General features: G+C 64.0%; 19 protein-coding genes and 2 tRNA genes. 11 read left to right on the forward strand and 10 right to left on the reverse strand.

The window, feature by feature from the left end:
* Window positions 1-243: 243 nt before the first annotated feature.
* Genes V7Q48_RS04090 through V7Q48_RS04105 form a run of 4 tightly spaced genes read right to left on the reverse strand, consistent with a single transcriptional unit; the run spans window position 244 to window position 2,921 of the window.
* Window positions 244-702, reverse strand: a complete 459-nt coding sequence (locus tag V7Q48_RS04090; RefSeq protein WP_333836434.1) for a hypothetical protein — start codon at window positions 700-702, stop codon at window positions 244-246.
* Window positions 703-762: 60 nt separating this feature from the next.
* Entirely contained in the window at window positions 763-1,692 is a 930-nt protein-coding gene (locus tag V7Q48_RS04095) for a nucleotidyltransferase and HEPN domain-containing protein (protein ID WP_333836436.1), read from the reverse strand.
* A 60-nt stretch (window positions 1,693-1,752) separates the two neighbouring features.
* On the reverse strand, window positions 1,753-2,028 hold the full coding sequence (locus V7Q48_RS04100; protein WP_333836438.1) for a sigma factor-like helix-turn-helix DNA-binding protein: 276 nt from the start codon (window positions 2,026-2,028) through the stop codon (window positions 1,753-1,755).
* Entirely contained in the window at window positions 2,025-2,921 is an 897-nt protein-coding gene (locus V7Q48_RS04105; RefSeq protein ID WP_333836439.1) for an ArdC family protein, read from the reverse strand. The genes V7Q48_RS04100 and V7Q48_RS04105 overlap by 4 nt, the downstream gene beginning before the upstream one ends.
* A 577-nt stretch (window positions 2,922-3,498) precedes the next feature.
* Here V7Q48_RS04105 and V7Q48_RS04110 point away from each other — a divergent pair.
* Window positions 3,499-3,708, forward strand: coding sequence for a helix-turn-helix transcriptional regulator (locus tag V7Q48_RS04110; RefSeq protein WP_333836441.1), 210 nt, complete (start codon window positions 3,499-3,501; stop codon window positions 3,706-3,708).
* Window positions 3,709-3,792: 84 nt separating this feature from the next.
* Here V7Q48_RS04110 and bla read toward each other — a convergent pair whose 3' ends face one another.
* Window positions 3,793-4,620, reverse strand: a complete 828-nt coding sequence (bla, locus tag V7Q48_RS04115; protein ID WP_333836443.1) for a class A beta-lactamase — start codon at window positions 4,618-4,620, stop codon at window positions 3,793-3,795.
* A gap of 111 nt (window positions 4,621-4,731) precedes the next feature.
* The gene (locus tag V7Q48_RS04120) at window positions 4,732-5,727 is read right to left on the reverse strand and encodes an alpha/beta hydrolase (RefSeq protein ID WP_333836444.1); all 996 of its coding nucleotides are present in this window, start codon (window positions 5,725-5,727) and stop codon (window positions 4,732-4,734) included.
* Between the two features lie 140 nt (window positions 5,728-5,867).
* Here V7Q48_RS04120 and V7Q48_RS04125 point away from each other — a divergent pair, with 140 nt between their 5' ends.
* The 9 genes from V7Q48_RS04125 to V7Q48_RS04165 all read left to right on the forward strand — a co-directional run bounded on the left by V7Q48_RS04125 (window position 5,868) and on the right by V7Q48_RS04165 (window position 19,047).
* Window positions 5,868-6,779, forward strand: coding sequence for a LysR family transcriptional regulator (locus tag V7Q48_RS04125; protein ID WP_333836445.1), 912 nt, complete (start codon window positions 5,868-5,870; stop codon window positions 6,777-6,779).
* 1,054 nt (window positions 6,780-7,833) lie between these two features.
* Window positions 7,834-9,339, forward strand: coding sequence for an SAVED domain-containing protein (locus tag V7Q48_RS04130; RefSeq protein ID WP_333836446.1), 1,506 nt, complete (start codon window positions 7,834-7,836; stop codon window positions 9,337-9,339).
* Window positions 9,340-9,347: 8 nt separating this feature from the next.
* Window positions 9,348-10,484, forward strand: coding sequence for an SMODS domain-containing nucleotidyltransferase (locus V7Q48_RS04135; RefSeq protein WP_333836447.1), 1,137 nt, complete (start codon window positions 9,348-9,350; stop codon window positions 10,482-10,484).
* A 3-nt stretch (window positions 10,485-10,487) separates the two neighbouring features.
* Window positions 10,488-12,275, forward strand: a complete 1,788-nt coding sequence (locus V7Q48_RS04140; protein ID WP_333836449.1) for a ThiF family adenylyltransferase — start codon at window positions 10,488-10,490, stop codon at window positions 12,273-12,275.
* Window positions 12,256-12,762 carry a Mov34/MPN/PAD-1 family protein gene (locus tag V7Q48_RS04145; protein ID WP_333836450.1) on the forward strand — a complete coding sequence of 169 codons (507 nt, stop codon included), beginning with the start codon at window positions 12,256-12,258 and terminating at the stop codon, window positions 12,760-12,762. Before V7Q48_RS04140 ends, V7Q48_RS04145 begins: the two co-directional genes overlap by 20 nt.
* Window positions 12,763-13,082: 320 nt before the next feature.
* A complete protein-coding gene (locus V7Q48_RS04150) occupies window positions 13,083-14,840 on the forward strand; it encodes an SIR2 family protein (protein WP_333836451.1) in 1,758 nt (585 codons plus the stop codon).
* A complete protein-coding gene (locus V7Q48_RS04155; RefSeq protein WP_333836453.1) occupies window positions 14,837-15,469 on the forward strand; it encodes a hypothetical protein in 633 nt (210 codons plus the stop codon). Before V7Q48_RS04150 ends, V7Q48_RS04155 begins: the two co-directional genes overlap by 4 nt.
* On the forward strand, window positions 15,466-17,892 hold the full coding sequence (locus V7Q48_RS04160; protein ID WP_333836454.1) for an AAA family ATPase: 2,427 nt from the start codon (window positions 15,466-15,468) through the stop codon (window positions 17,890-17,892). The genes V7Q48_RS04155 and V7Q48_RS04160 overlap by 4 nt, the downstream gene beginning before the upstream one ends.
* Before the next feature lie 66 nt (window positions 17,893-17,958).
* Entirely contained in the window at window positions 17,959-19,047 is a 1,089-nt protein-coding gene (locus V7Q48_RS04165; protein WP_333836455.1) for a protein NO VEIN domain-containing protein, read from the forward strand.
* Window positions 19,048-19,279: 232 nt separating this feature from the next.
* Here V7Q48_RS04165 and V7Q48_RS04170 read toward each other — a convergent pair whose 3' ends face one another.
* Both V7Q48_RS04170 and V7Q48_RS04175 read right to left on the reverse strand, forming a co-directional pair.
* The gene (locus tag V7Q48_RS04170) at window positions 19,280-20,476 is read right to left on the reverse strand and encodes a tyrosine-type recombinase/integrase (RefSeq protein ID WP_333836456.1); all 1,197 of its coding nucleotides are present in this window, start codon (window positions 20,474-20,476) and stop codon (window positions 19,280-19,282) included.
* A 164-nt stretch (window positions 20,477-20,640) separates the two neighbouring features.
* Window positions 20,641-20,716: transfer RNA gene (locus V7Q48_RS04175), tRNA-Thr, on the reverse strand.
* Between the two features lie 269 nt (window positions 20,717-20,985).
* On the opposite strand from V7Q48_RS04175, the gene V7Q48_RS04180 reads away from it, so the two are divergent.
* A tRNA-Met gene (locus tag V7Q48_RS04180) sits at window positions 20,986-21,062 on the forward strand.
* A gap of 169 nt (window positions 21,063-21,231) precedes the next feature.
* Here V7Q48_RS04180 and V7Q48_RS04185 read toward each other — a convergent pair.
* Both V7Q48_RS04185 and V7Q48_RS04190 read right to left on the reverse strand, forming a co-directional pair.
* Window positions 21,232-22,281 carry an aldo/keto reductase gene (locus V7Q48_RS04185; RefSeq protein ID WP_333836457.1) on the reverse strand — a complete coding sequence of 350 codons (1,050 nt, stop codon included), beginning with the start codon at window positions 22,279-22,281 and terminating at the stop codon, window positions 21,232-21,234.
* 202 nt (window positions 22,282-22,483) lie between these two features.
* Window positions 22,484-23,386: a glycosidase gene (locus V7Q48_RS04190; RefSeq protein WP_333836458.1), complete on the reverse strand. Its 903-nt coding sequence runs from the start codon at window positions 23,384-23,386 to the stop codon at window positions 22,484-22,486.
* Between the last annotated feature and the right edge of the window lie 2 nt (window positions 23,387-23,388).

Below are 23,388 nucleotides of genomic sequence, written 5' to 3' on the forward strand. Positions count from 1 at the left end.
TATAAAGGAGCGCCGAACCGATTCTAATCGACAGACAAGACGGGCGTATGGAGACGTCGTCGTTCGATCGGGCGGTAAACGGATTGCTCTCATAGACAACTCGGCCGATCTCTTCCCGGTATCACCATTTCGGTGGAAACCAATTCACAGACGCGCACGATCTGCTATAGCTTTTGCTGTACCGGCAGTCACAGGTTACGCGACACGTCTTGTGACTGCCGGTGCAACTGCGTACGGCAGGCCTCACGCAGAAAGCGCAGCGAGACGAGCTGCCCGTGCGAGGTCCTTGGGGCGGCCGAACGACTGCAAGATACTCCCTAGCTCGACGCGATCGGGAACGAACAAGGTTTTGCTGTCCAACGCGATCCGCTGGCGCGTTGCTGGACCGATAGCGCGCCAGCGACCACCCTGGCAGTGATGGAAGCCGGCCATAAATTCGACCGGCAGTGGCGGCTCGCGCCACGTTGCAAAAATGGTCGAGCGGAATTCGGCATGATGAGAGCCCTGATGCGGGGCAAGTCCCAACGTGGGTATTATGCGCCGTGCATCGCGAAGACTGAGAAGGACATCGACGTCCCCGACAGGCCCGGGATCGGCGCCATGCAACGCGACCGCCGCACTCGCGATAATCCACCAGGGATCCTGGGCGTTCTCCATGACCTCCGCCACCGCTTCGAGTGACGCGACAAGGGCCTGCTCCATCGTTCACCCCGCTTGTTTAAATGCGCCCGGAACAAGACCGCCGATTTCAAATCCCGGCCGCTAGCCCGCCTGCCGCGCCGTCGCCTCCAGCTGGGCTATGCGCTCGGAACAGATGGCGTGAACCACGCGGCCGAGTTCCTCGACCTGCTCGCCCAGCCAGGCCAGTTCTTCTTCGGTGATCCGGTAGTGCTTGGAATAGCGCGCCTTGACGTAGGCTTCCTTCAGCTTCTCGAACATGGCTCGCTGCTTGCGGTTGTCGCTGGGCCAGACATGGACCAGCCGGACGTCCAGCCGTTCGGCCTGCGTGCGCAGGAATGCCAGATTATGGACGTGTGGGGTGTAGAACGTCACGACCAACAGCACGCAGTGATAAAGGCTCTCGGTCGTCTGATGCAGCTCAAACGCCGTTTCTTTCAGATGCCCGCGTTCCAGTCCGAATTTTACGAAGTCATGACGCCGCATCGCAGCTGCGTACCACTCCTCAAAATACTCCCTGGCCATGGCCAGCGCGGCATGCGGCGTCTTGGGCTTGGGCTGATGCAATTCAGTGTCGTCGCTCTGGTAGAGCGCAATGCCATCGCGGGCCACGTCCATGAAGAAGTACCGCCCATGGGCCAGCCCATCGTTCACCTCCTGCAGGGTGTGAACGATGAAATTGACCGGGGTCTTGATCGTACCGGCAATGCCATACTCGCGCATCAGCCGGTCATCGACCTTGGCCCAGTACTTCACCCGGTCGGTCAGGCGCTTGTCGTTGACGATGATGAGGAGGTCATAGTCCGACTGGTAGCCCTTGGCGGTATGCGGTTCATCGACCCAGCCGCCGCGCGCATAGCTGCCGTAGAGAATGACCTTGAGAATGCGGCCCTTCTTCTTCCACTCGTGCGAAGCCAGGGCCAGCGCGTCCTCGAATTCCTCGAAGACGATCTGCACCACGCGCTCCAGCTCGCGCTGCTTGTTGGCGGGAAGATGGTCGAGATCGCTGCGCATGACATGGCTACCCTGTCGCGATGGCCGCCCGATGGCAAGTCATCGGGCGGCCTGAATTTTTCACCACGGCCACCAGCGCTGCCACCAGTGCCCATAGACCGCACGGGTCAGCGTGGAGAGGGCCTTGGCCAGCTCGGCCTGCACAACTTCGACGCTGATGCCATGGCGCTGGGCCAGCTCGACATAGCTGGCACCCTCGAAGCGCACGGCCCGGAAGATATCCCTCTGCCGCTTGGTCATCCGGCGCAGGCCGCGTTGCCCCCGCCGCCAGAACGCGCGCGGCGACAGGATCGGCAAGACGGGCGTTCCCCATTCGGGCGGGAGAGGCCCGCTCATGGCCGGTCCTCCCCACAGGCCAGCAGGAAATCGGCCGCCTTGCTCGCCGCACTGGCGGCGCGGAAAATCGCCTTCTCGTCGGCGCGCAGCACTTCGAGCCAAGCCCCGATGTAATCGGAATGCCGCACGGTCGGGACAATGCCCAGCGCCGCACAGGCAAAGGCACTGGCCATTTCCGCAACAAGTTCCTCTTTCGCATAGGACGCAGACCCGAACTTGCCGGTCTGATCCCGGTCCAGCCGGGACTTGTGGCCGGTCGCGTGCCCCAGCTCGTGCAGAGCCGTGCGGAACCAGTTGATCGGCTCGGGGAAGGCCGCCTGGGGTGGCACCTGCACCACGTCATGGGTAGGGGAATAGAACGCTTCCCCGCCCCCGATGCGGAAGGTCACCCCGCTGTTCTGGATCACGCGATCGGCGCTGGCAATCGCCAGTTCTGGCGCAAGCGGCACCACCGGGGCAATCATGTCTTCGGGCAGGTCCTCGCACTGGTCGAGATTGAACACGGTAAAGCGCTTGAGAAAGGCCACGGTGCGCGCTTCGCGGTCCTCGTCCCTGGCCTTGGCCGCTTCCTCGCGCGGGGTGAAGCGATCAGCATAGCAGACCGCCGTGCCCTTCTCGCCGCGCCGGATATGGCCCCCGGCCGCTTCGGCCTGGCGATAGGTCAGCCAGCGCTGCGAGGAAAAGCCCTGCTCGATGGCCGAGGTCCAGAGAATGAGAACATTGATCCCCGAATAGGTCCTACCCGAACCAGCATTGTGCGGCAGCGTGCAGGGGCAGCGGCTGGCGTCCCACGGCTGCACCCAGGGCAGGCGCCCGGCTTCGAGTTCGGCAATGATGCGGGAAGTCACCTCGACATAGAGGGACTGGCGTTCGCTCGTGTTCACGGTGCTCATGGTCTTCAAGCTCCTTAAACCGCCATGGCCCGGCGCCGGGGTGGCGGGGGGGCGGCAGGAGCGGACCAAGAGCCCCGCAGCAGGCGGCGGGGTGCATCCGCCAGGAGCGCAACAGCGTGGAGCACCCGGAGCCGCGCAGCGGGCCGGGTTGCACCCCGTCGCGGCGGGGCTACAGGGCCGTGACGCCCCCCGTCACCTCGGAGCCGAGGCAAACACCGCCGCGCATCCAAAGCGCGGCGACAACCGGAGGGGAGCCAGAGGCGGACCGACAGGGCCGGCCAGCAGGGCCGGGCCCCGCGTCAGCGATCGCACCGGCCCTACCGACGAGACGGCGCAGCCGGCTCGGCTGGAGCGCAGCGGAAGGAGAGCGCGGTCAGGCCGAGACGGCCTGAGACACAATCTGCACGAGCCTCAAAATTTCTTTTCTCACCCTCGAGTACAATCGGCGGTTCTGGCGCAATCAGGCGTAGATTCAGTGCTTTGGCACCGTTTTCGGCACTCTTGACGCCGACCGCAAGCCAGCAAATCTCACAGCGAAGGAGCAAGAAAACCAACCACAGCACAGGAAGACCAAGCCATGATCGAACAGCCCCCGGATCGCATTCTGCGCCTCAATGCCGTGCTCGATCGCACCGGCCTGACCCGCGCCACCCTCTACCGCAAGATCCAGGCGGGGACTTTTCCCAAGCAGGTGCGCATCGCCACACGCTGCACCGGCTGGCGGGAATCCGCCATCCGGGAATGGATGCGCAACCCGATGTTCTACGAGGTCGACGAAGCGCGATAGGAGCGCGCCCTGTTGCAGACTTCGCTAGCGAGACACGCGAAGGTATTCTGCCCGAGCGCGGCCTCACCGAGTGGCCGCGCGATGTCAGACCAGTGTGGATGCAACAAGTCTGCCGATGCCGGCAAAGGCCTTGTCGAACTGCGCCTCGGTGGGTCTTCCTCCACGGGTATAGACCGCGATGACGATCGGTATTTCAGGATGGGGCCAAGCGACGGCAATGTCGCCAGCCATATCCCGGCCACTGTGCCCGGTCTTGTTGCCGATCCGCCAGTTCCGGGGTAGGCCCCCGCGCAATCGGGGGGTGGTCTGGTTGCCGATCAGCCAGCGCGTGAGCAACCCCTTCGAGTGAGCAGACAGCACGTCGCCCAATACCACCTTCTGGAGCGTGCTGGCCATCGCCGCCGGCGTTGTCGAGTCATCAGGCCCGCCTGACGGCACACGGTCGAGCGCTGGCTCGAAATGATCGACCCGCGTCGTCGTGTCGCCAATGGAGCGCAGGAATGCGGTCAGCGCAGCGGGGCCCCCTGACCGCGCCATCAGCATGTTGGCACACACCCCATCACTGATTTCCACAGCGGCCTTGCACATCGCCGCAACTGTCATCGCGCCCTTGGCGAGGTTTTCCTTTGCGATGGGCCCCCACAACCCGAGCGTATCCTTCGCCGTATAGGGCACGAGCGCGTGCAACTTCTCTTCGCCGCGGTCGACCCGAGCCAGCACGAACGCCGCAAGCGACGCCTTGTAGGAACTGCACATGATAAAGCGCTCGTCCGCACGCCATGTAAGTGTCTGGCCGGTCGTGACGTTCAAGGCATGGACACCGATCCGCCCCCCGGTCGTGCGTTCATACTCGGCAATTGGATCGGCGCTGGCGCACCGGGCGAGAGCGGGCCAGCACAGCAGCGCCGGCATGCCCAAGGCTATGGATCGTCTTGTAAAGTTCATGGTCGAAAGCCTTTGTCCATGACGAGGCGGGCAGGGTGCCAACGCCGTGCCGCGTAGGCGCTGGTCGTAGAGCCGGAGCTAAAGCATATTGATTTGCCTGAGCCACAGCTCGACCAGTTCCGGCCACTTGCCGACCGGGTCATTCGGATGGCGGAGAGCAAAGGCATGTCCCCCACGCGCGAACAGGTGCAATTCGGCGGGGACACCGGCCTTGTCGAGTGCAGACGCATACATCAGGCTGTTGCAGACGGGATCGATCTCGTCGTCCCAGGTCTGGACGATGAATTGCGGGGGCGCGGCTTTGGACACGGGAAGCTTTGGATCAAACGCTCCGTGATCTCTGCAAATATGCCCTGGATAGAGCGTGATAGCGAAGTCCGGTCGGCTGCTGATCCCGTCGATGGCATCGACCGGGCGGTAGGTCGGAGCAAGGATATTGCTGGTTTGCGCGACCAGATAGCCGCCCGCAGACATGCCCAGCACACCGATGCGGTGGGGATGGAGACCCAGTTCCGCGGCTTTTGAGCGCACCAGGCGGATAGTGCGCTGGGCGTCCTGCAAGGCGCGGGGAATTTTCGGCGTGATCTGGCGGTCTTTCTCCGCATCGTAGAAGTCGTTTCCACCGGGCGCGCGGTATTTGGAGACGATGCAGGTAACGCCCTTGGCCGTCAGCCAATCGCATAGTTCCGTGCCCTCCATACCGACGAAGACTTCCTGGAAGCCGCCCCCCGGAAAGACAATGACCGCCGTCTTCGTCCTCGGCTCCTTGGGCGGGATGATGGTCATCGTCGGAACCGCGATGTTCATGACGACCTGTGACTTACCACCAGTTGCCGCAGCGTCGTGGTACGTCCTGACGGTTTCGGCGGGCTGGGGCCGGAACGTTCCGTCAGGGACGGTGCCCGGCCAGATGTTGATTTGCTGCGATCCTGTCGGAGCCTGCCAGATTTCAACCTTGTCGATGGCGCCATCGGGGGGCGAAGTCTGCTTGCCTTGCTGCGCGGTAGCCGAACTTGCGCAAATGCAGACGGCACCTGCCAACGCCAAAAGCCGTACGATGTTCAATCGGCTCATGCCCGTCTCCCTCAACACCCTGAATGACAGCGGCTAGGCAGACGCGCCACGGCGCATAAAATCTCATGACGAAACGCTGCCGGTCCGCGATAAAGGAGACGATATTGGCAGAATGCTTGACTGGCAAAGGATCATAAATCGTGTCGGACAAGAGAATTTCTCATGGCGGCGCCTGGCCGGTGTCCCTCAACGGCCTGCGCGCGTTCGAAAGCGCCGCGCGGCATTTGTCGTTCACCAGCGCGGCCAACGAGCTCGGCGTGACGCAAAGTGCAGTCAGCCATCAGGTGAAGGCCTTGGAGGACCGGTTGGGCGCAAAGCTGTTTCGCCGCACGTCGCGCGGGCTTGCCGTCACGGATGAGGGTTTGGCGCTTTTCCCCACGCTGAATGCGGCTTTCGAGCAAGTGACAGGGTTGATCGATCGCTTCGATCGCGGGGTGCGCCAGGAGGTGTTGACCGTCAGTGTCGTCGGCACCTTCGCGCTGGGCTGGCTGCTGCCACGCATGGAGCGCTTCAGACAACTGCATCCATTTGTCGACTTGCGCCTGCTGACCAACAACAACCGTGTCGATGTTGCAGGAGAAAGCCTCGACTGCGCAATCTGCTTTGGTGACGGTGCGTGGCGGGGCCTCGAAGCGACGCATCTGATGCAGGCGTCCCTGTCACCGCTCTGTTCGCCGGCAGTCGCCGAGCATCTCCAAGCACCGGCCGATCTTAAGGATACGACGCTCCTGCGCTCCTATCGCGGTCAGGACTGGCTAACCTGGCTTGCCGCAGCAGGCCTGTCTGACCAGCGCTTGTCAGGCCCGGTGTTCGACTCGTCGGCCCTCATGGCACAGGCCGCGATGCGTGGGTTCGGCGTCGCCATTCTACCGCTGGAAATGTTCGAGGCCGAACTGCAGGGTGGATGGCTAATCCAGCCGTTTACGCTGGCCGTTTCGACCGGCTCTTACTGGCTCGCACGATTACGTAGTCGGGAACCGACAGCAGCGTTGATATCCTTCCGCGATTGGTTGGTGGGGGAGATGGCCGAGTATTGCGATCCATTAAGATAAATCAAGCAGGATGGTTTCTTCCACACCGCCCCAATCAGACGTGGCGCGCTGAACTGCCACGCGACCGCTGCTGCGACCAAGATAGAAAAAATTCAATAGGTTGCGCGAAAATCTTTTAGCCTTCACCATCGACAGATAGCTCAGGCCGCACCCTTCTACATTCAAAAGCCAAGGCGGAGTTTTGGGACATTTCTGCCGCTCCCCGGCGACGTGTCGAACGGCAGATCTCGCCAAAAGCCGACATCCGACGCCTGCCACACGCGCACCGCAGAACGACAGAGGTTGGGCCGCCTGCTCCCTGGCAGGTTCTGGGCAGAGGACCGCGGTGAGCTGCCCTTCGTTCAGGTCACCGCTGACGACTCCAAATCTGGCGATTGATCGCTTCCTCTGAGCGCGGGACCCCAGAGCTCGCGCTCAGGCGGATCATCACGCAGCGATGGAGTGGATGTCGGCGCAGCGCTCGCCCCCTCCTGCGGTGGTAGAGATCACGATGGCTACACCGAACCGACCAAAAGACTTCAGCTATTGGCGCAGCAAGATGAACCACCTTCAGAGTCAGCTCGCCTATCCGGAAAGAGACGGCAACCTCAGCGCCATTGGGAGCTGTCGCGCGGGCATAGCCGAAGCCGAGGCCCGGATGCGGGCTGCCGCCGGATAAGCCACCTCTGAAGGCGACGAACTTCGGCCACGAGCCCGCACGTCTGCCGACCAGATCAGCGGCATATGCGCGACCGGCGCTGCCGCCCTCGTGCTAAGGCGGCAACCGGATCATCACGGGCACGCGACACGCTGACGACGTGATCGTAGATCGACCGGTCGCGCCAGCCGACGCCGATGAACGCCGCCATCCTAATCGTGTAGATAGGTCAGCCAGGTCGGTATCGGCGCCGCGCTGACAATTATCTCGGAACCGCCGTCAGCGAACCTAATTCGCGACGACACCTGCCGTCGAACGAAAAAAGAACACGACTCCCCTTCAAATGTTGCGCTTCGGTAACCATATGCCGTCGCGTCGGCATGGGGATGCCGGATCATCGTCACGGGGGCACCCTGAATGGCAAACGCGGTCGAGCCACGTTGGCACGGCGACAACTATCAGTCTCGCTTCTTCTGGGTGCATGCGGCGTCTCTATTGGATGCGGAAAGACCCGACGTGGTCGAGGTCACTTTCGAGGCCGACGGTCCAAAGGCCTTCGACGACGTCGTCGTTCGCTACGATCCTGGTCGACCGAGCGCCTCCGGACCTGGGCGGGTCACCGTCGACTATCATCAGATCAAATGGCACGCGGACCGTAGCGGACGCTTCGGCTATGAGGATCTGATCGATCCCGCATTCATCGGCGCCACGTCGGTCTCCATTCTCGAACGGCTGCGCAACGCCAAGGCCGGCGCACCCGAAGGCGCCGCCTTCACACTGATCACCACAGACAAGATAAAGGATGGCGATCTCCTGTCGGAGCTCGTCTCGCCCAAGGACGGCTCGCTGCGCCTGCAAGACCTCGCTGTCGGGAGGACGGCCGCCAGCCGGATGGGCAGAGTCCGCGAATGCTGGCGAGAACACCTCGGGCTGGAAACGGACGAGCAACTCTACGACGTTCTCGCCGGCTTCCACATCAAGGAGAACCACGAGGATCTGGAAAGCCTGCGGATGCGGGTCAGTCTGCAGTTCCGCATCGTCGGGCTGGTCGGAGCGGAGACCTCGACCACCTTCCTCTACGATGACGCCGCCAGACAGCTGAAGATCAAGAACCTCAACCGCTTCGACCGGGCCAGCTTTGAGGAATGGTGCCGAAGCGAGAAGTGGTTCCTCCCCGCACGCCCGGCCTCGCGCAGGGGTGTCGCGATCCGGACCTTCCTACCCGGCGTCACCCCGAGCGACATGCTCGAGGCGCTGCCGGCCTGCACGATCACGCTGACGGACAGCTTCGAAGGCCGTCACTTGCGTGAGGGCAGAACCTGGATGGAGTTGCGGGCGCCAATCACCGAGTTCCTGCGTCGCATGCTCGCGGAGCGGGCGGACATGCGCCTCTTCCTCGACGCCCACGCGTCGGTCGCGTTCCTCGCCGGGGCGACCCTCGGCTTCAAAACCGGCGCGGATGTCGAAATCGTGCAGAAGGGGCAGAACAATCCCGGCCAGGTCTGGAATGCCCGAGATGGCGTCGATGGGCCACCACCCAAGATCGACTCCGAACGCGTGGGTGACGGAAAGGACGTCGCGCTCGCGATAGGCCTCGCCCGCGACCCGATCGCACAGGTGCGCGAGTACGTCGCATCAGCCCTGCCCGCGGTCGGCACGATCCTGCATGTGCTGCCCGACAAAGGCGACGGACAGAACGCCGTTCTCGGCGGCTCCCATGCCGCGGCGATCGCGTCAGCCGTCTCCCGCGTGGTCGCGAACATCCGCAAGCCCGGCGGTACGGTGCACGTGTTTGTCTCGGGCCCGAACGCATTCTCGTTCATGCTGGGTCAGCAAGCGGAATCGATGGGGCGCTGCATACCCTACGAGTTTGACTTCAACGGCCGTGTCGACGGCAGCTACCGCCCCACCTTCGAGATCTAAGGAACGTCATGGAGCTTCGTCCGCAATTCATCGCCTTCCTCCGCGACATCCGCCCCAGCGAGCGGAATCAAGAGGAATGGAAGCGGGGGTCGGACACCCTGCGCAAGCGCTTGCTGGCAGATCCAGACCTGTCGCCGATCATCACCAACTCCTTCCTTCAAGGAAGCGTGCGTCGATCGACCGCAGTGCGGCCGACAGGCGGAAAGCGGTCGGACGTGGATGTCGTGATCGTCACGACCATCGACCACAACCTGGAAGAGCCAGCGACCGCCATGAAGCGGTTCGAGCCGTTCCTCGATCGCCACTATCACGGGAAGTGGGTGCAGCAGGACCGGTCGTTCGGGATCGAAATGTCGTACGTCGACCTTGACCTCGTCGTGACGTCACTGCCGGTCAAGCCCGAAACCCGGATGGCCCTCGAGTCCCTCTACCGCAGCGAGGCGGTCACGACGGACCAGTCGATCGAAGAAGCGCGCGACTGGGTCGTGAACAAGAGCTGGGATCCGATGCGGCAGTTCGGCCTGGAGGCCATGCTGAATGAGGACACGAGCACCAGTTGGAAGAGCGATCCGCTCATGCTGCCCGATCGGCCCATCCGCGACTGGGGGCCGACCCACCCGCTCGCCCAGATCCAATGGGCCGCCGACAAGAACCGCCGGTGCAACGGTCACTTCGTCAATATCGTCCGCGCCATCAAATGGTGGCGCCACGAGCATGCCGACGAACTTCCGAAGTATCCAAAGGGCTATCCGCTCGAGCACATGATCGGACACGTCCTGCCCGACGACATCACCTGCGTCGCCGAGGGCGTCGTGAAGGCTTTCGAAGGAATTCGCGACACGTTCCGCTACCACGCCGCGGCCGGGATCGTGCCAGAGCTTCCCGACCATGGCGTGCCGAGCCACAACGTGTTGAAGCGGCTTGACGCGGCGGACTTCAGCGCTTTCTACAAAGAGGCGCAGAAGGCCGCCGACCTCTCCCGCCGCGCTCTCGACGAAGAGGACAAGGATGCGAGCGGCGCGCTGTGGCAGGAACTGCTCGGCACCTGCTTCCCGCTCCCCGGCCCAAGCGGTGGCGACCGCGAACGCGGCTTTACCAAGCCAGCGGTGGCAGCTACACCACGCCAGTCGGACCGCTTCGCCTAGAGGATGTCGATCCCGGCAGATCTGGCGGCAGCCATCGGTTCGCTGCCAGAGGACCCCCGCTTCGAACTCGTCGAGGGCTGGATCGACCACGGCCAGGGCATCTGGTCGTTCCGTTTCCGCGCCCGTCTGTCAGCCGCGGCCACCGCGCACATGCCGGAATGGAGCGGCTGGCGGCTCATCGCGACCGGTACACGCGTGAATCGCGACTTCGATGTCTACCCTGACGCCGACGGCGGCATCGTGGCGACCTTTCCACATCAGAACTTCAACGGAGATCCGCCCGAGGGTCGCCCATGGCGAACCGGCAAGCCCTGTCTCGAACGCCCCGCCGCGGTGTTCAGGCGGGAAGGATGGACCGGCGAACCAAGCGATCTGCAAGCCCGGCTCGAGTGGCGGATCGGACGCCTCATGGATTGGATCGACGCAGCCGCCGAGAACCGGCTCATCGCCGAGGGCGACCCGCTCGAACTGCCGATGTATCCGAAGGTCGACACCGCAAGCGTCCTCGGGTTCCACGAGACGATCGAAGACCTCAATTGGTGGGTGGAACCGGACAAGCATTGGGGCTTCGCCACCATCGCCGACATACCTGGCGCGCGCGGAACGGCCGTCATCGCGGACTTTATGGACCCCCAGCGACGCAGCATCAGGCGAATCCCCTGGAGCCCCGCGATCCCCGTCCGAGAGAAGGACATCGACGCCGTCTGGCTGATCCTGCCCGGTCTAGCCGTGTTCGAGCCCTGGCGCGCTGCGGCGACGTGGGGCGAGCTCACAGCCCTGTGCGACGGCGTCGCCATCAACCTGCCGGCCATCCTCGCGGATGCGGGAGCCCGCCTGCGTCGCATGCGGCACCGCGAACGCGCCTCACCGATGATGCTGCTCGTCGGCTTCCCGCTGGAGGCCGAGTTGGGGGCGGATCCCGAACGTTTCCACTGGATAGCCGTCAAGAATCTGCAGCTGTGCACGCGTGACGACGTACGTCGGGGCTATCCAGGAACCCCAGACGCGCGGCGGGCGTGGGATCGGGAGATGGCGACTTCGAACCGATCGCTGGAATGGCAGCGCACCGCGAACTGGGCGCCCGACCAGCTTCGAAAACGAGGCGAGGCCGAGGACGGTGTGCGCAGAAAGTCCATTCTCGTGCTGGGCTGCGGAACCCTGGGCGCAGCGGTGGCGGAGAACCTCCTACGGATGGGGATCACGCGCATCGGCCTGCTCGACCATGACACCGTTCACATTGGCAATCTCAGCCGCCATCTGCTCACGATGAGCGACGCCGGTCGGCCCAAGGCGGAGCGTCTCGCCGCGCGACTGAACCTCGCCGCTCCCGATGCGAACGTCTCGGCCATGCCCTTCAGCTTCCCGTCCACCAAGGCAGCCGAGGTGGAGCGCATGAAGGAATGGGATGTCGTCGTCGATTGCACGGCCTCTGATGAGGTGCTGCGAGACATGGCGACCTTTCCCTGGGACAGCGAGCGCATATTCGTCAGCATGGCGATGACCTGGAAGGCCGAGGGCCTGTTCGCATACACGGCTTCTGAGACGGGCTTCCCTGCGATTGACGCCATGGAGCGCTACGCTGCAGTGTCGCCGCCACCCGAAATCGAGCGGCTTGGGGAAATGGAGGGAATCGGTTGTTGGCATCCGGTCTTTCCGGCAACCGCCGATGACGTGAGCCTATGGGGCGCGATCGGTTCGAAGTTCGTGCGTAGCGCCATCCTCAACCCGGGGAAGACCGCGGCGCTCTACAGACAGCGGGAGGATGGCAGCGTTGAGCGACAAGACGCCTGATCCGATGGAATTCAGCGAGGCCGGCGGGTCCAATGCATCGATCTGGCTATCCTCGAACACCATCTCCGCCATGATCGACGCGGCGGCCAAGTCGGGTCGCAGGGAGACCGGTGGCATCCTCGTGGGCCGTTATGCCCCGGAAGGCTGGAGCGCCGACGTCATCGAAGCGACACCAAAGCCGAGGGGATCCCGATCAGGCTGGTACTGGTTTCAGAGGTCTAACGACGGGCTGGTCGCGCTGCTGGCCGAGCGCTGGAGGAACGGACAGCACTATCTCGGCGAATGGCACTTCCATCCCGGTGGCACGCCCACCCCCAGCGGCTCCGACGTCCGCGCGATGCAGAAGATCGCCCGCGATGGCGTCTACCAATGCCCATCGCCTATACTCGTCATAATAGGCGGCTATCCCCCGAAAAGCTGGGCGATATCAGCGACGCTTTTCAGGCACGGTCACAAAATCGACCTGCGCGGCCGCACACTCGGGTGAACGTGGGTGCCTAAGCCGGTCACGCGCACGACGATGCCATTCGGTCTTTTCGAACAGGACGATAGGTGCGCCCTGATGGTCGCGCTGCACGAGCTGCCATCGGCGAAAGCTCATGGCGCCCTCACCCCCCTCGGCGCAGTCGGCCACTTGAGCTGGTAGCAAGCAATCGACGAATTTGCGAGTTTTCGGTGGCCTCAGCAATACCTCGCCCCAAGCGTTGTTTCGGTCCACTTTGGCGAGTTTCAATCTCGTGCTGGACAACGTGTCGAAGGACAATAATGCTGTAGTGAAAGGCAACACATTCGGGGGAGTGGAACCGCGTGGCGCTGGTACCGACTGCCAACCTAATTACCGTGCGCGAGGTGCTTGCAAAGTTCGAAGCCGAGTTCGCGACTGTCGCGGAGGCGGTCGAGAATGGGGAGTTCGCCTTGTGGGTCGGGTCTGGCATTTCGCACCAAGCGCCCAGCCTCGGAAATCTCATCGAGAAGGCCTTCGACTATCTGCGGGAGCGTGCCGCAAATCCCTTGACTACTGCCGTCTATATGCCGGCGTTCGAAGAGGCCTTGGGATTGGTCAATATCGATCCCGCGACCGTTCTGGCCCAGATTGACCAGCCCCTGTCGGCGTGGCCGGAGCATGATACCATCATCGAGGGGCTCTGGAACCAATACTCTCGTGTGCTCGATATTCCGATCGCGGGTATGCCGCCGGATTTCATCTTGTGGGACGCGATCGACGTTCGAGAAGCGTTCGCCAATCCAGCGCCGCCTGCGGCCGAGCATCTGTGCATCGCCATCCTCATCCTCGAAGGTGCGGTCGAGGCGATCGCCTCGGCGAACTGGGACGGCTTCATTGAGGCCGCCGTCGAGCGTCTGACCGGCGGCGTCCCCGGTATTTTGCAGGTCGTCGTGGATCCGAACCAGCTAAGAGGCCCCGCTGGCCGTGCAAGGCTGCTAAAATTTCATGGATGCATCGTCCACGCGACACGGGAGCCTGCCGTGTTCCGGCGGTTCCTGACAGGCAGCTACACCCAGATCATGGGGTGGCCCCAGTCCAACGATTTTGCCGCAATGTGCCAAGCGGTGGTGGGACTAGCGACCTCGCACAAAACGATGGTGCTGGGCCTCTCGATCCAAGACAACAACTTGCAGACGATATTCTCGCGCGCTGAGGCCATACACGCATGGCCGTGGCCTAGCGCACCGGCGGCGCCAGCGCACATCTTCTGCGAGGATAGCATTCGCCCGGGACAGCGCGACGTTCTTAGGCTGTCCTACGGGGCTGCTTATAACCATAATCCCGCCGCGATGCATGATGCCACACTGCTTCGAGCTTGGGGGGAGAAGGTCCTGATCGCACTGGTTCTTAAACTCCTGACCGATAAGCTCGCTCATCTGGTCGATCTTACCCTTGCCCCGTTGGGCAAGGGTGCCATCGCCGCCGCGCTCAATCCCTTGCTAGACGAGCTCAGAGACGACATCGCGGATCTGGCGGTTCCACCACCAGGCGGCCGTAATCGGACTCCTTTCGTGAACACGGCGATCGCTATCTGGTCGCGCTTGCTGGCGATGTTCCGGACCGGCGCTCTGCCGGCGAACGCCGACGCCTACGAAGCGCTTTGCGCTTCGACCCCTAATCTCATGGCCGCCGATCAGAACGCGATCGGCATGGGCCTCGGGCGGCTCGGGCTGGCGCTCGGCCTGCTGCAGGGTGGCCGGGCAGAGGGTCTTTGGGAGCTGCGCGCGCCGGTATCGGCTGAACTCGAGGCCGGGGCAATGACCGCGCGCGCCGCGCGTTCGGATGGGGTCGATCGGCCGCTGTTCCTTGTGAAGTCCGCGAGCGAGGCGATCTCACTCAAGAGCCGCGGTGCATTCGCGAATGACAATGCCATCATAGTTCATGCCGACGATGTCTGGCAGCAGCTCGCCGGGAGCGCGAGCAGCGCCCGCCGCGTTCGCGCTGCTCCGGGGCGAACCGGCCATGTCGGCGAAACCCATGTAAGCTTGGGCGCGCTGCTTGATCGCTGCGGCGACGCCGTCACCCTCCAGCGCGAGTTCGTCGCCGAGATGATGCTGTGAGCGCGCCGCTGGTTCAGGCCATTCAGGCACGGCTTCGCAAGGCCCGGTATGTCGATCTGTCTACGCCGTTCAGGGTGGCAGGCGTCGAATTTGCGTTCACCGGTGCAATGCGCGGCATCGAGGGGCGTGCGCTGGATCTGATCCTCTTGGTCGATACCACGACGGGAGACTTTGGCGACCGTGATGGCGTTCGTGTCCGGCAACGGGTCGAGGCGCTGAGCCGCGCGCTCGACGTCACGGCGTCGCGGTTCGTCGTGACCGTTATCCTTGCAGGCGCCGCTCTTGCCGAGGGTATCGAAGCGCTATCGGAGACATGCCGAGTGCTGCAGGTCGAGGGCGTCCCGCTCGACGATCAGGGAATGCCGGCCGACGCAAGTGCTGTATTGCAGCTCGACGACCGAATCCGAGTGCTTCTCCCGCTCACCTTGCCCGCCGCAGCAGGCGAGACAACCGACGGGGCCGGTCCGGCGATGGCGCAGCTCATAAAGGCGCTGCCTGCCGGCACGAACAAGGAGCTTCTGGAGGCCGCGATGTGGGCCTCGAGCGACGGCGAGCAGGCGGTGACCGATGCGGTGGCGTCCGTCATCATGCGAACGCTGCAGCAAGATACAGGCGAGACCCAGCCATGAACGATATCCTGCTCAAGAGCCTGGACGTCACAAACTTCCGCAGCATTCGTGGTCACATCCACGCGCCGCTCGACGCCAAGGTGGTGCTCGTCCACGGCGAGAATGGCGCTGGAAAGACGAGCCTGCTCTCATCGATCGAGCTCGCGCTTACCGGCCGTGTCCAGTCTCTCGAACGCGCCGATCAGGGCTATGCGCGGCAATTGCTGCACCGCTCATCGGTCGAGGGCAATGTGCTGCTGCGGACGGCGCTTGGCGCGACAGAGCGCGACTACGAATCGCTCCTGACCGACGCTGGCGCGAACTCCGTCGCGGCGCTCGACGCGGAGCAGGCGAAGTTTTTCCGGGAGCGCTCCTTCTTGCCGCAATCGCTGCTCGGTCAGCTCCTGCAGATCTATCAGGATGCCGGAAGCGAAGCGAGTTCCCCGCTTTCGCAATTCGTAGGCAAGCTCCTCGGACTCGATCGCCTCGACGCACTCGAGGCTGGGCTCAAGCCGCTCGCCGATGTCCGAAACGTCCGCAAGACGGTCGATGGATGGCTGGCGGCCGAGAATGAAAAGTCTCGCCTCGACCGGCTGCTCTCGGATCAGCGCACGGCCCGCAATGGCGTTGTTCAGCAGATTGCCACCGCCTTGAATGAGCTTCGCACGCTGTGCACCGAACTCGGGCTGACAATCGAGGTCTCCGAGGAAACGTTGGACGCGGTCGGGGCGGCGCTCAACGACGATTCCGATACCAAGAGCTTCGACACCCTCACGGATCAGCAGCGCCGGCTGGGTGCTATCCAGCGCGAGATCAGCGCGGCCGGCAGCACCAACTATGGGAGCGGCGAGAACGCCGCAGCCAACGAGGCAAGCGAGGCGTATGCGCGCTGGGAGGCCGAGCATGGAGGGAAGGCCAGCGACATACGTGCCCGTGTCGAGGCGCTGCTTGTTGACGTATCGCTGCCGAGCGACCCGGAGCAGCTTCTCGATGCAGCGTTAGCGCGTCTTCGCACCGAACATAAGCAAGCGTCGGATCGCGCGGATCAGGCCCGGACCGACTTCGAGCGCGAGGTCGCGGCGCAGAGCGAGCGGGACGTTGCGCAACGCCAGCGCGATACGATCGACCAAGAGGTCGGGCGTCTCTCGAGCACGGCGGGAAGCCTGGGTTCGGTGCTCGCCGAGCTCACGTCTTTTATCACGGACGAGACCTGCCCGGTCTGCGATCGCGATTTCAGCGAAGTCGGCAAGGTGCCGCTAAGCGAGCACGTCCACCACAAGGTTCGGACACTGTCCGCGTCGGCTGAGCGATTGCTTGTGCTCGGCCGGACGCGGGGCGAGGTGCAGGTCACCATCGAGCGACTGGATCGCGAGATCGAAGCCATCGCGGCACGTAAGCCAGATGCGGAGGCACTTGCTGCGCTCGACCGCAGGGTCGCGCTTCTCGGGGCGCTCATCAGCGAGGTCGACGGCCTCGGCGAGGTTTTCCGCGACGGTGGCCGGCTAAGGGCGGCTGACGTTGCGGCACGACGTTTAGTAAGCACCGCACAGTCGCGCAACGTTGCGCTCTCGGCGGCACGAGAGACTCTCAGCGACTTCGCGCGCTCAATCGGCGCCGAGGGGCTCGCAGAGGGCGAAACCTTCTCGGCGGGGATGGCCCGACTGGAGGCGCTGCTCTCGGCACAGTCAACGGTGCTGGAGAACCGGCTCTCGCTACGGCGCCGGGGCGGCGACCATATTGCGAGCATCAGGTCCGCAGCCGCGCGCCGCAAGGTCAGCGACGACCGGATCACGGAAGATTTTGCGTCCTTCCAGCGGGCGGAGGAAGCGTTGGAGCGTGCGCAGAAGCTGCGTGACCAGGGCAATGCGATACGCGGTGCCGTCGACACGGTTCGATCGGCGATCATCCGGCGGGAGTTCAATGACCGTCTCAACCACGTCTGGCGGGACCTGTTCGTGCGGTTGGCGCCTGGCGAGCCCTTCGTCCCGGCATTTCGAATCCCGGACGCATCGACCCAGAAGCTGCAGCCGAAGCTGATCACCGAGCATCGTGACGGTGGCAGTGCGGGCGGGACGCCGGGTGCGATGCTCAGCTCAGGCAATCTCAACACCGCTGCGTTGACACTGTTCATCGCGCTCCATCTCGCTGTCCCCAAGGATCTGCCGTGGCTGATCCTCGACGATCCGGTGCAGTCGATGGACGATGTCCATATCGCCCATTTCGCAGCGCTCCTCAGGACCCTTTCGAAGGAGCATGGCCGGCAGGTGATGATCGCGGTCCATGACCGGCAGCTTTTCGAATATCTGAAGCTTGAGCTCAGCCCGGCCTTTCCGGACGACAGCCTGCTTACGCTGGAGCTTTCGCGAGGACCGCGGCGCGACAGCATCTGCGTCCCACGCCGTTTCGTCTTCAAGGAGGAGACGGCGCTGCTCGCCGCGGCCTAGTCCGGTCCAGATGGGCGGGTTCGGCCAAGATCCCGGTTTGTCCAATCGTAAGATGAAGGTAACCCAATGAACCGTCCGCTGGTCGTGCTGCATGGCATCCATCTCAACGACTACGACGGCAGCCTGGAAGGCTTCTACGCGGGCGGCTTCAAATGGGCGGCGGAGCATGGATGGGGCGGGGAGGTCCTGAATTTCAGGCCGACCGCCGGGCGCTGCTATGGCCATGTCGAAGTGCTTGAGAACTCGATCCACATCGAGAAGCTCGGCACCACCCCTACGAGCGAGTCCATCGACAACGTACTGGTCGTCTGGACCGCGCCGGATCCGTCGCCCCGTCGAGGGAGGATCGTCGTCGGGTGGTACGATAACGCAACGGTCTATCGCGATCGCCAGCAGCCCAAGGGGGCGCTGAAGCGCGCGAGAACCTACCGCGATCCGTACTCCCGCGAGTCGCACACACTGTCGTTCCAGGTCGAGGCGGACGAGAAGGATTGCCGGCTGCTCGCGCCAGAGGAGCGGGTGCTCTGGATCCCGCCACGCAAGAAGGGCGACAAGGGTATCCCCGGCCAGAGCCCGGTCTATTTCCCCGAACGGCAGGCGGAGGTCGGGCCCGAGATCGCGCGCCGCATCCGCCATTTCATCGAGACCGGGAAAGCATTGCCGCTCGCAGAGGCGGTCTCGCCGAAGCCCGGAAGCAAGGGCAATCGCTTCCAACTCGATCCGGAGCGGCGCAAGGAGATTGAAGATGCCGCGATGCGGCTCGTGATCGACCATTTCAAGGCGCTTGGCTACAAGGTCGAAGACGTCTCGGCGACGAAGCTGGGATATGACCTCGTAGCCGTGAAAGGCGACGCGACGCTTTGCATCGAGGTGAAGGGCCGATCCGGCAGCGAGATTGTAGCGGACTTCACCTACAACGAGTTTGCTAAGATGCGCCTCGAGGAGCGTGGGAAGTTTTTCGAGGGAAGCTATCGGATCTGCATCGTCACCGATGCATTAGGCGAGCGCGCAAGCCCGAAGCTGCACCATTTCTGGTGTATCACGCCGCCCGACGCAGTCAAAGCCGCGTCACGACAACGCGCCTGGCAATATATCGATGGCGAAGGCACGCTCGAGCTCACGCCGCGCGAAGCCGCCCAGGGCCGGATGCGCTGAGCGATCAGGTGAAGTACGGCGCGGTCTCTGTGCCGGCTACGATCGCCGCGACCTTTCCCGAGAAGATATTAGCCAATCGCAGGGTGCTATCCGTGACACTCGCGGAGCGGCCCATCACTTAAATGGCAGGTTTTGTGAGATCCAGACATCCTCGGCGTTTCTGGCGAACAACCAACTCTGGTCGACTTCTTCCGGTAAGCCGGGCAGCCTTTGATCGGCTGCCCGGCCGCGCTTACGCTGCGGATAGCTTCAGGCCGTCCAGGTAATCGCTCCACCACTGCGCCATCTTCACGCGCTCGTCCCAGTGCTGCCCTCTGGCGTAAGTGCCGCGCACGGCGTTGGAATGCCCGTGCGCCAAGGCCCGCTCAATCGCATCGAAATGCCACAACCCACTTTCGTTGAGTAGCGTGCTGGCTGTAGCCCGCCAACCGTGGGCCGTAACGGTATCCTGATCGAAGCCCATGCGGCGAAACGCCAGGTTGATCGCGTTCTCGCAGATCGGCACGGTAAACTTGCGCTGGCCGGGGAACATGTATGGCAATTGCCCGGTGCGCTCGTGCAGGCTGCGTAGCAACTCCAGCGACTGACGCGAGAGCGGGACAGAGTGGGGGCGACGCAATTTGGTGCGCTCGGCTGGTACGCGCCAGACGGCACCCTCCCAGTCGATCTCATCCCATTTGCCAAAGCGCAATTCCCCCGGCCGCAGGAAGACATGCGGCAGAATCTGCATGGCCAGTTTGACTACTTCGGTTCCGGTAAACTCATCGATGGCACGCAGCAGCACGCCGAGCTTGCGCGGCTCGAGGACGGCAGCACGGTGCTTGACGAGAGGAGCGGCGAGGGCGTCGTCGAGGAGGGCGGCTGGATCGTTTTTGCAGAGCCCCAGAACGGCGCCATGGCGGAACACGCGACTGGCGAAGGCGCGGGTGCGGCGGGCCGTCTCGCGCTTGCCTTCGCTTTCCACCTTGCGCAGGACGTTCAACAAGTCCGGTGGTGTGATGTCGGCGATCGGTAGGTGTCCGACAGTATGGGAGAGGTGAGAGAGGAACCAGTGCGCCTTGGTGATGGTTGCGGGCGCCTTGCCGCTGCGTTCCAGCCGCACGCTGATGAAATCCTCAGCAACGGCGCGGAACGTGTTGCTGGCGTGCAGGCGGGCCTCGATCTTCTTCTTTCGGCGCTCGACGGCCGGATCGCCGCCGTCGCGAATCAAATCGCGCGCCTTGTCACGCAGGGCGCGGGCCTCTTTCAGGCCGACGTCCGGCCATTGGCCGAGCGACAGGCGCTTCTCGACGCCGTGAAGGCGATATTTGAAGTACCAGATCTTCGCGCCGGAGGGTCGGACCTCGAGATAGAGGCCTTTTTCGTCGGGCTTGCGGTAGGGGGAGTTTGAAGCCGAAAACCCGTTTATTTGCAGAGCTTTAAGCGACATTTGGGGGCAACGCCTTTTGCTAGGCTCCCGTTTCCCCCAGAAATGCCCCCACTTGGCGTGAAAAGTGGTGAGAAATCCTGGGACAAAGCGAGAACATCCGGAAGACAAAATCGACCGAAAATCTAGCCAAATCAATGCGTTGAGACGTTTTGGGAAGAAGCCCCTGGTGCCGCTTACAGGACTCGAACCTGTGACCCCCGCATTACGAATGCGATGCTCTACCAACTGAGCTAAAGCGGCTTGGCCTCGATGGGCTGGCGGCGCGATTAGCGGGGGTGCGGGGGGAATGCAATGGCTTTTCGCGACCGGCAGGGCGCGAAGCGGTGGATATCTCGTTGCCGGGCCGTGGTTCGCCGCACGCTCGGCAGGCGGGCAGGGGGCTTGCCGGGCGCCGCCGCGATGCCTTGTGGAGAACCTTGGACAAGCGGCAAAAAGGCGGTTGACGTTTCGCCGCCTCCCGCCTAACTGCCCGCCCTACCGTGCGTCGCCAGACGCGCCGGGCCCCTTGGGGCGGAGTAGCTCAGTCGGTTAGAGCAGCGGAATCATAATCCGCGTGTCGGGGGTTCGAGTCCCTCCTCCGCTACCATTCTTCCTGAAATGATGGTTTCAAGCCCCCGGTGGCCGGCGGCACTTGGCATAAAGCCGCGGCGAGATTGTGCGCGCCGCTGGTGCCGCTCTTACTTCCCCGTTTCTTGTCCCTGCCACAAAACCGCCCCGGCCAGCCGTGCCGGCGGCCGGGGCGGCTGTTGGCCTGTTCAGGGGCAGGGGTCGGGGATTTCGCGGTGGACCGCCTCGATCGCGGCGAGCGCTTCGGCGGGCAGGGCGACGGCGGCGCTGGCGAGGGCGGTCTTGAGTTGCTCGATCGAGGTCGCGCCGATGATGTTGGCGGTCACGAACGGTCGTGAATTGACGAAGGCCAGCGCGAGCGTCGCGGGATCGAGGCCGAAGGCGTGGGCGATCGCGACGTACCGGGCCGAGGCCGGGGCCTGTCCGGGGCTGTCGTAGCGCACGAACTGGTTGGCCACTGCGCGGCGCGAGCCGGGCGGGATGACGCCGCCGAGGTACTTGCCCGTCAGGTTGCCGCCCGCGAGCGGGGAATAGGCGAGCAGGCCGACCTGTTCGTGCAGCGCAAATTCGGCGAGGCCGATCTCGAAGATGCGGTTGAGCAGGTTGTAGGCGTTCTGGATCGAGGCGATCCGTGTCAGGCCAGTCTCGCGCGCGATGCGCAGGTATTCCGACACGCCCCACGGTGTTTCGTTCGACACGCCCACGGCGCGAACCTTGCCCGCCTTGACCAGGCCGTCGAGCGCCTCGAGCGTTTCGGCAAGCGGCGTGGTGTCGGCGGCATTGCCCAGCTGCGTCAGGCCGCGCCCGCCGAACGAGGGGACGGGGCGCTCGGGCCAGTGCACCTGGTACAGGTCGATATAGTCGGTGCGCAGGCGTCGCAGGCTGCCGTCGACGGCGGCCTCGATGTTCGCCCGGTCGAGCCGGTTGTCACCGCCGCGGAAGCGCCGCACCGGATCGCGCGAGGGGCCAGCGACCTTGGTGGCGAGGATGACGTCGTCGCGCCGACCCCGGGCGGAAAGCCAGGTGCCGATATATTCCTCGGTCCGCCCCGTCGTCTCCGCCGCGACCGGGGTGACGGGATAGGCTTCGGCGGTGTCGATGAAGTTGACGCCTTCGCCGATGGCGAGGTCCAGTTGGGCGTGGGCTTCGGCTTCGGTGTTCTGCGAACCCCAGGTCATCGTGCCGAGGCAGATGACGCTGACGTCTAGCCCGGTCCGCCCTAACTTGCGATATTCCATGGTCTTGGCCTTCCTTCGGTGATCGTGCAGGGATCGCCCGCCGGGATCGCCTTGGCAAGACCGCGCTCGCGCCGGCACTGGGCGAAACATGCCGGTCGGGCCTCGCCACGACGAGCCGCAAGTGGCAGCCGCACGGCGCGTGCCATAGCGCCGTGCGTGCCTGAACCCTTATGACGAGTTCCAAACACCCGTTGAGAAAGCGTCACCCGTAGCGGTGGATCCGCGCGCGCCGCAGGATGCGATCTTCCAGCGAATAGTAGAGCCAGATCGCGTCGCCATCGACAAGGCACGAGGCGGCAAACGCGATGTCGGTGGCATCGCGCGTCTTGGCGGGCGGCGGCATGAGGATGGGTTCGAGCCCGCGGCCGGTCACGCGGCTGAAGTCGGGCGCGAAGCTGATCCAGCCGATCCGCCAGCGCGCATCGGCGGTGGCGCCGTTGTAGAACATGACCGGGTCTTGCCCCGGCACCTGGACGATCGGACCGGTCGAGAGGTGCCAGTTGTCCCACGAATCCTCGCGGATAGGAAAGGGGTCGTCGGTGACTGTCCAAGGGCCTTCGGCGCTTGGCCCCACCGCCATGCCCACGCGCGAGGCGTTGTCGCGCGCATATTCGTAGAACAGGCGGAACTGACCGTCGCTGCCCTGCGCGAGCGTTGCTTCCTTGATGTTGCCCTCGCCCTCGGGCGCCTTGAGCATGACCCGCTGCTCCTGCAGGTTGTCGAGGCTTGGGCCCTTGGCGACGAGGAGCGAGCCCTGGCTGCGCGCGGCATCGACGCCGGTATAGAAGACGAGATAGGCGCCGTCCTCGCCACGCACCACGGTCGGGTCCTCGCAGCCGCCGGCGTCGTCGACGTTGGGGCCGGGGACGATCGCAGGATCGTCGCGCATGGTGAAGTGCAGGCCATCATCGGAATCGCCGCCCCAGATGATCCCGGTCGGGTCGCGAGGGCCAAGTGGGTTGGGCACCACGCGCACCAGCATCCGCGTGACCGCACCCTCGGTCCACACGAACGGGCTCATCAGGTCGTACCCGGCAAGGCGGCCGTCGGGCCCGGCGATGTCGAGCGTGACGGTTTCGAGGGCTTCGACAACATAGGCGACCATGG

Source organism: Novosphingobium sp. (genome assembly GCF_036803765.1).
Classification (GTDB): Bacteria; Pseudomonadota; Alphaproteobacteria; order Sphingomonadales; family Sphingomonadaceae; genus Novosphingobium.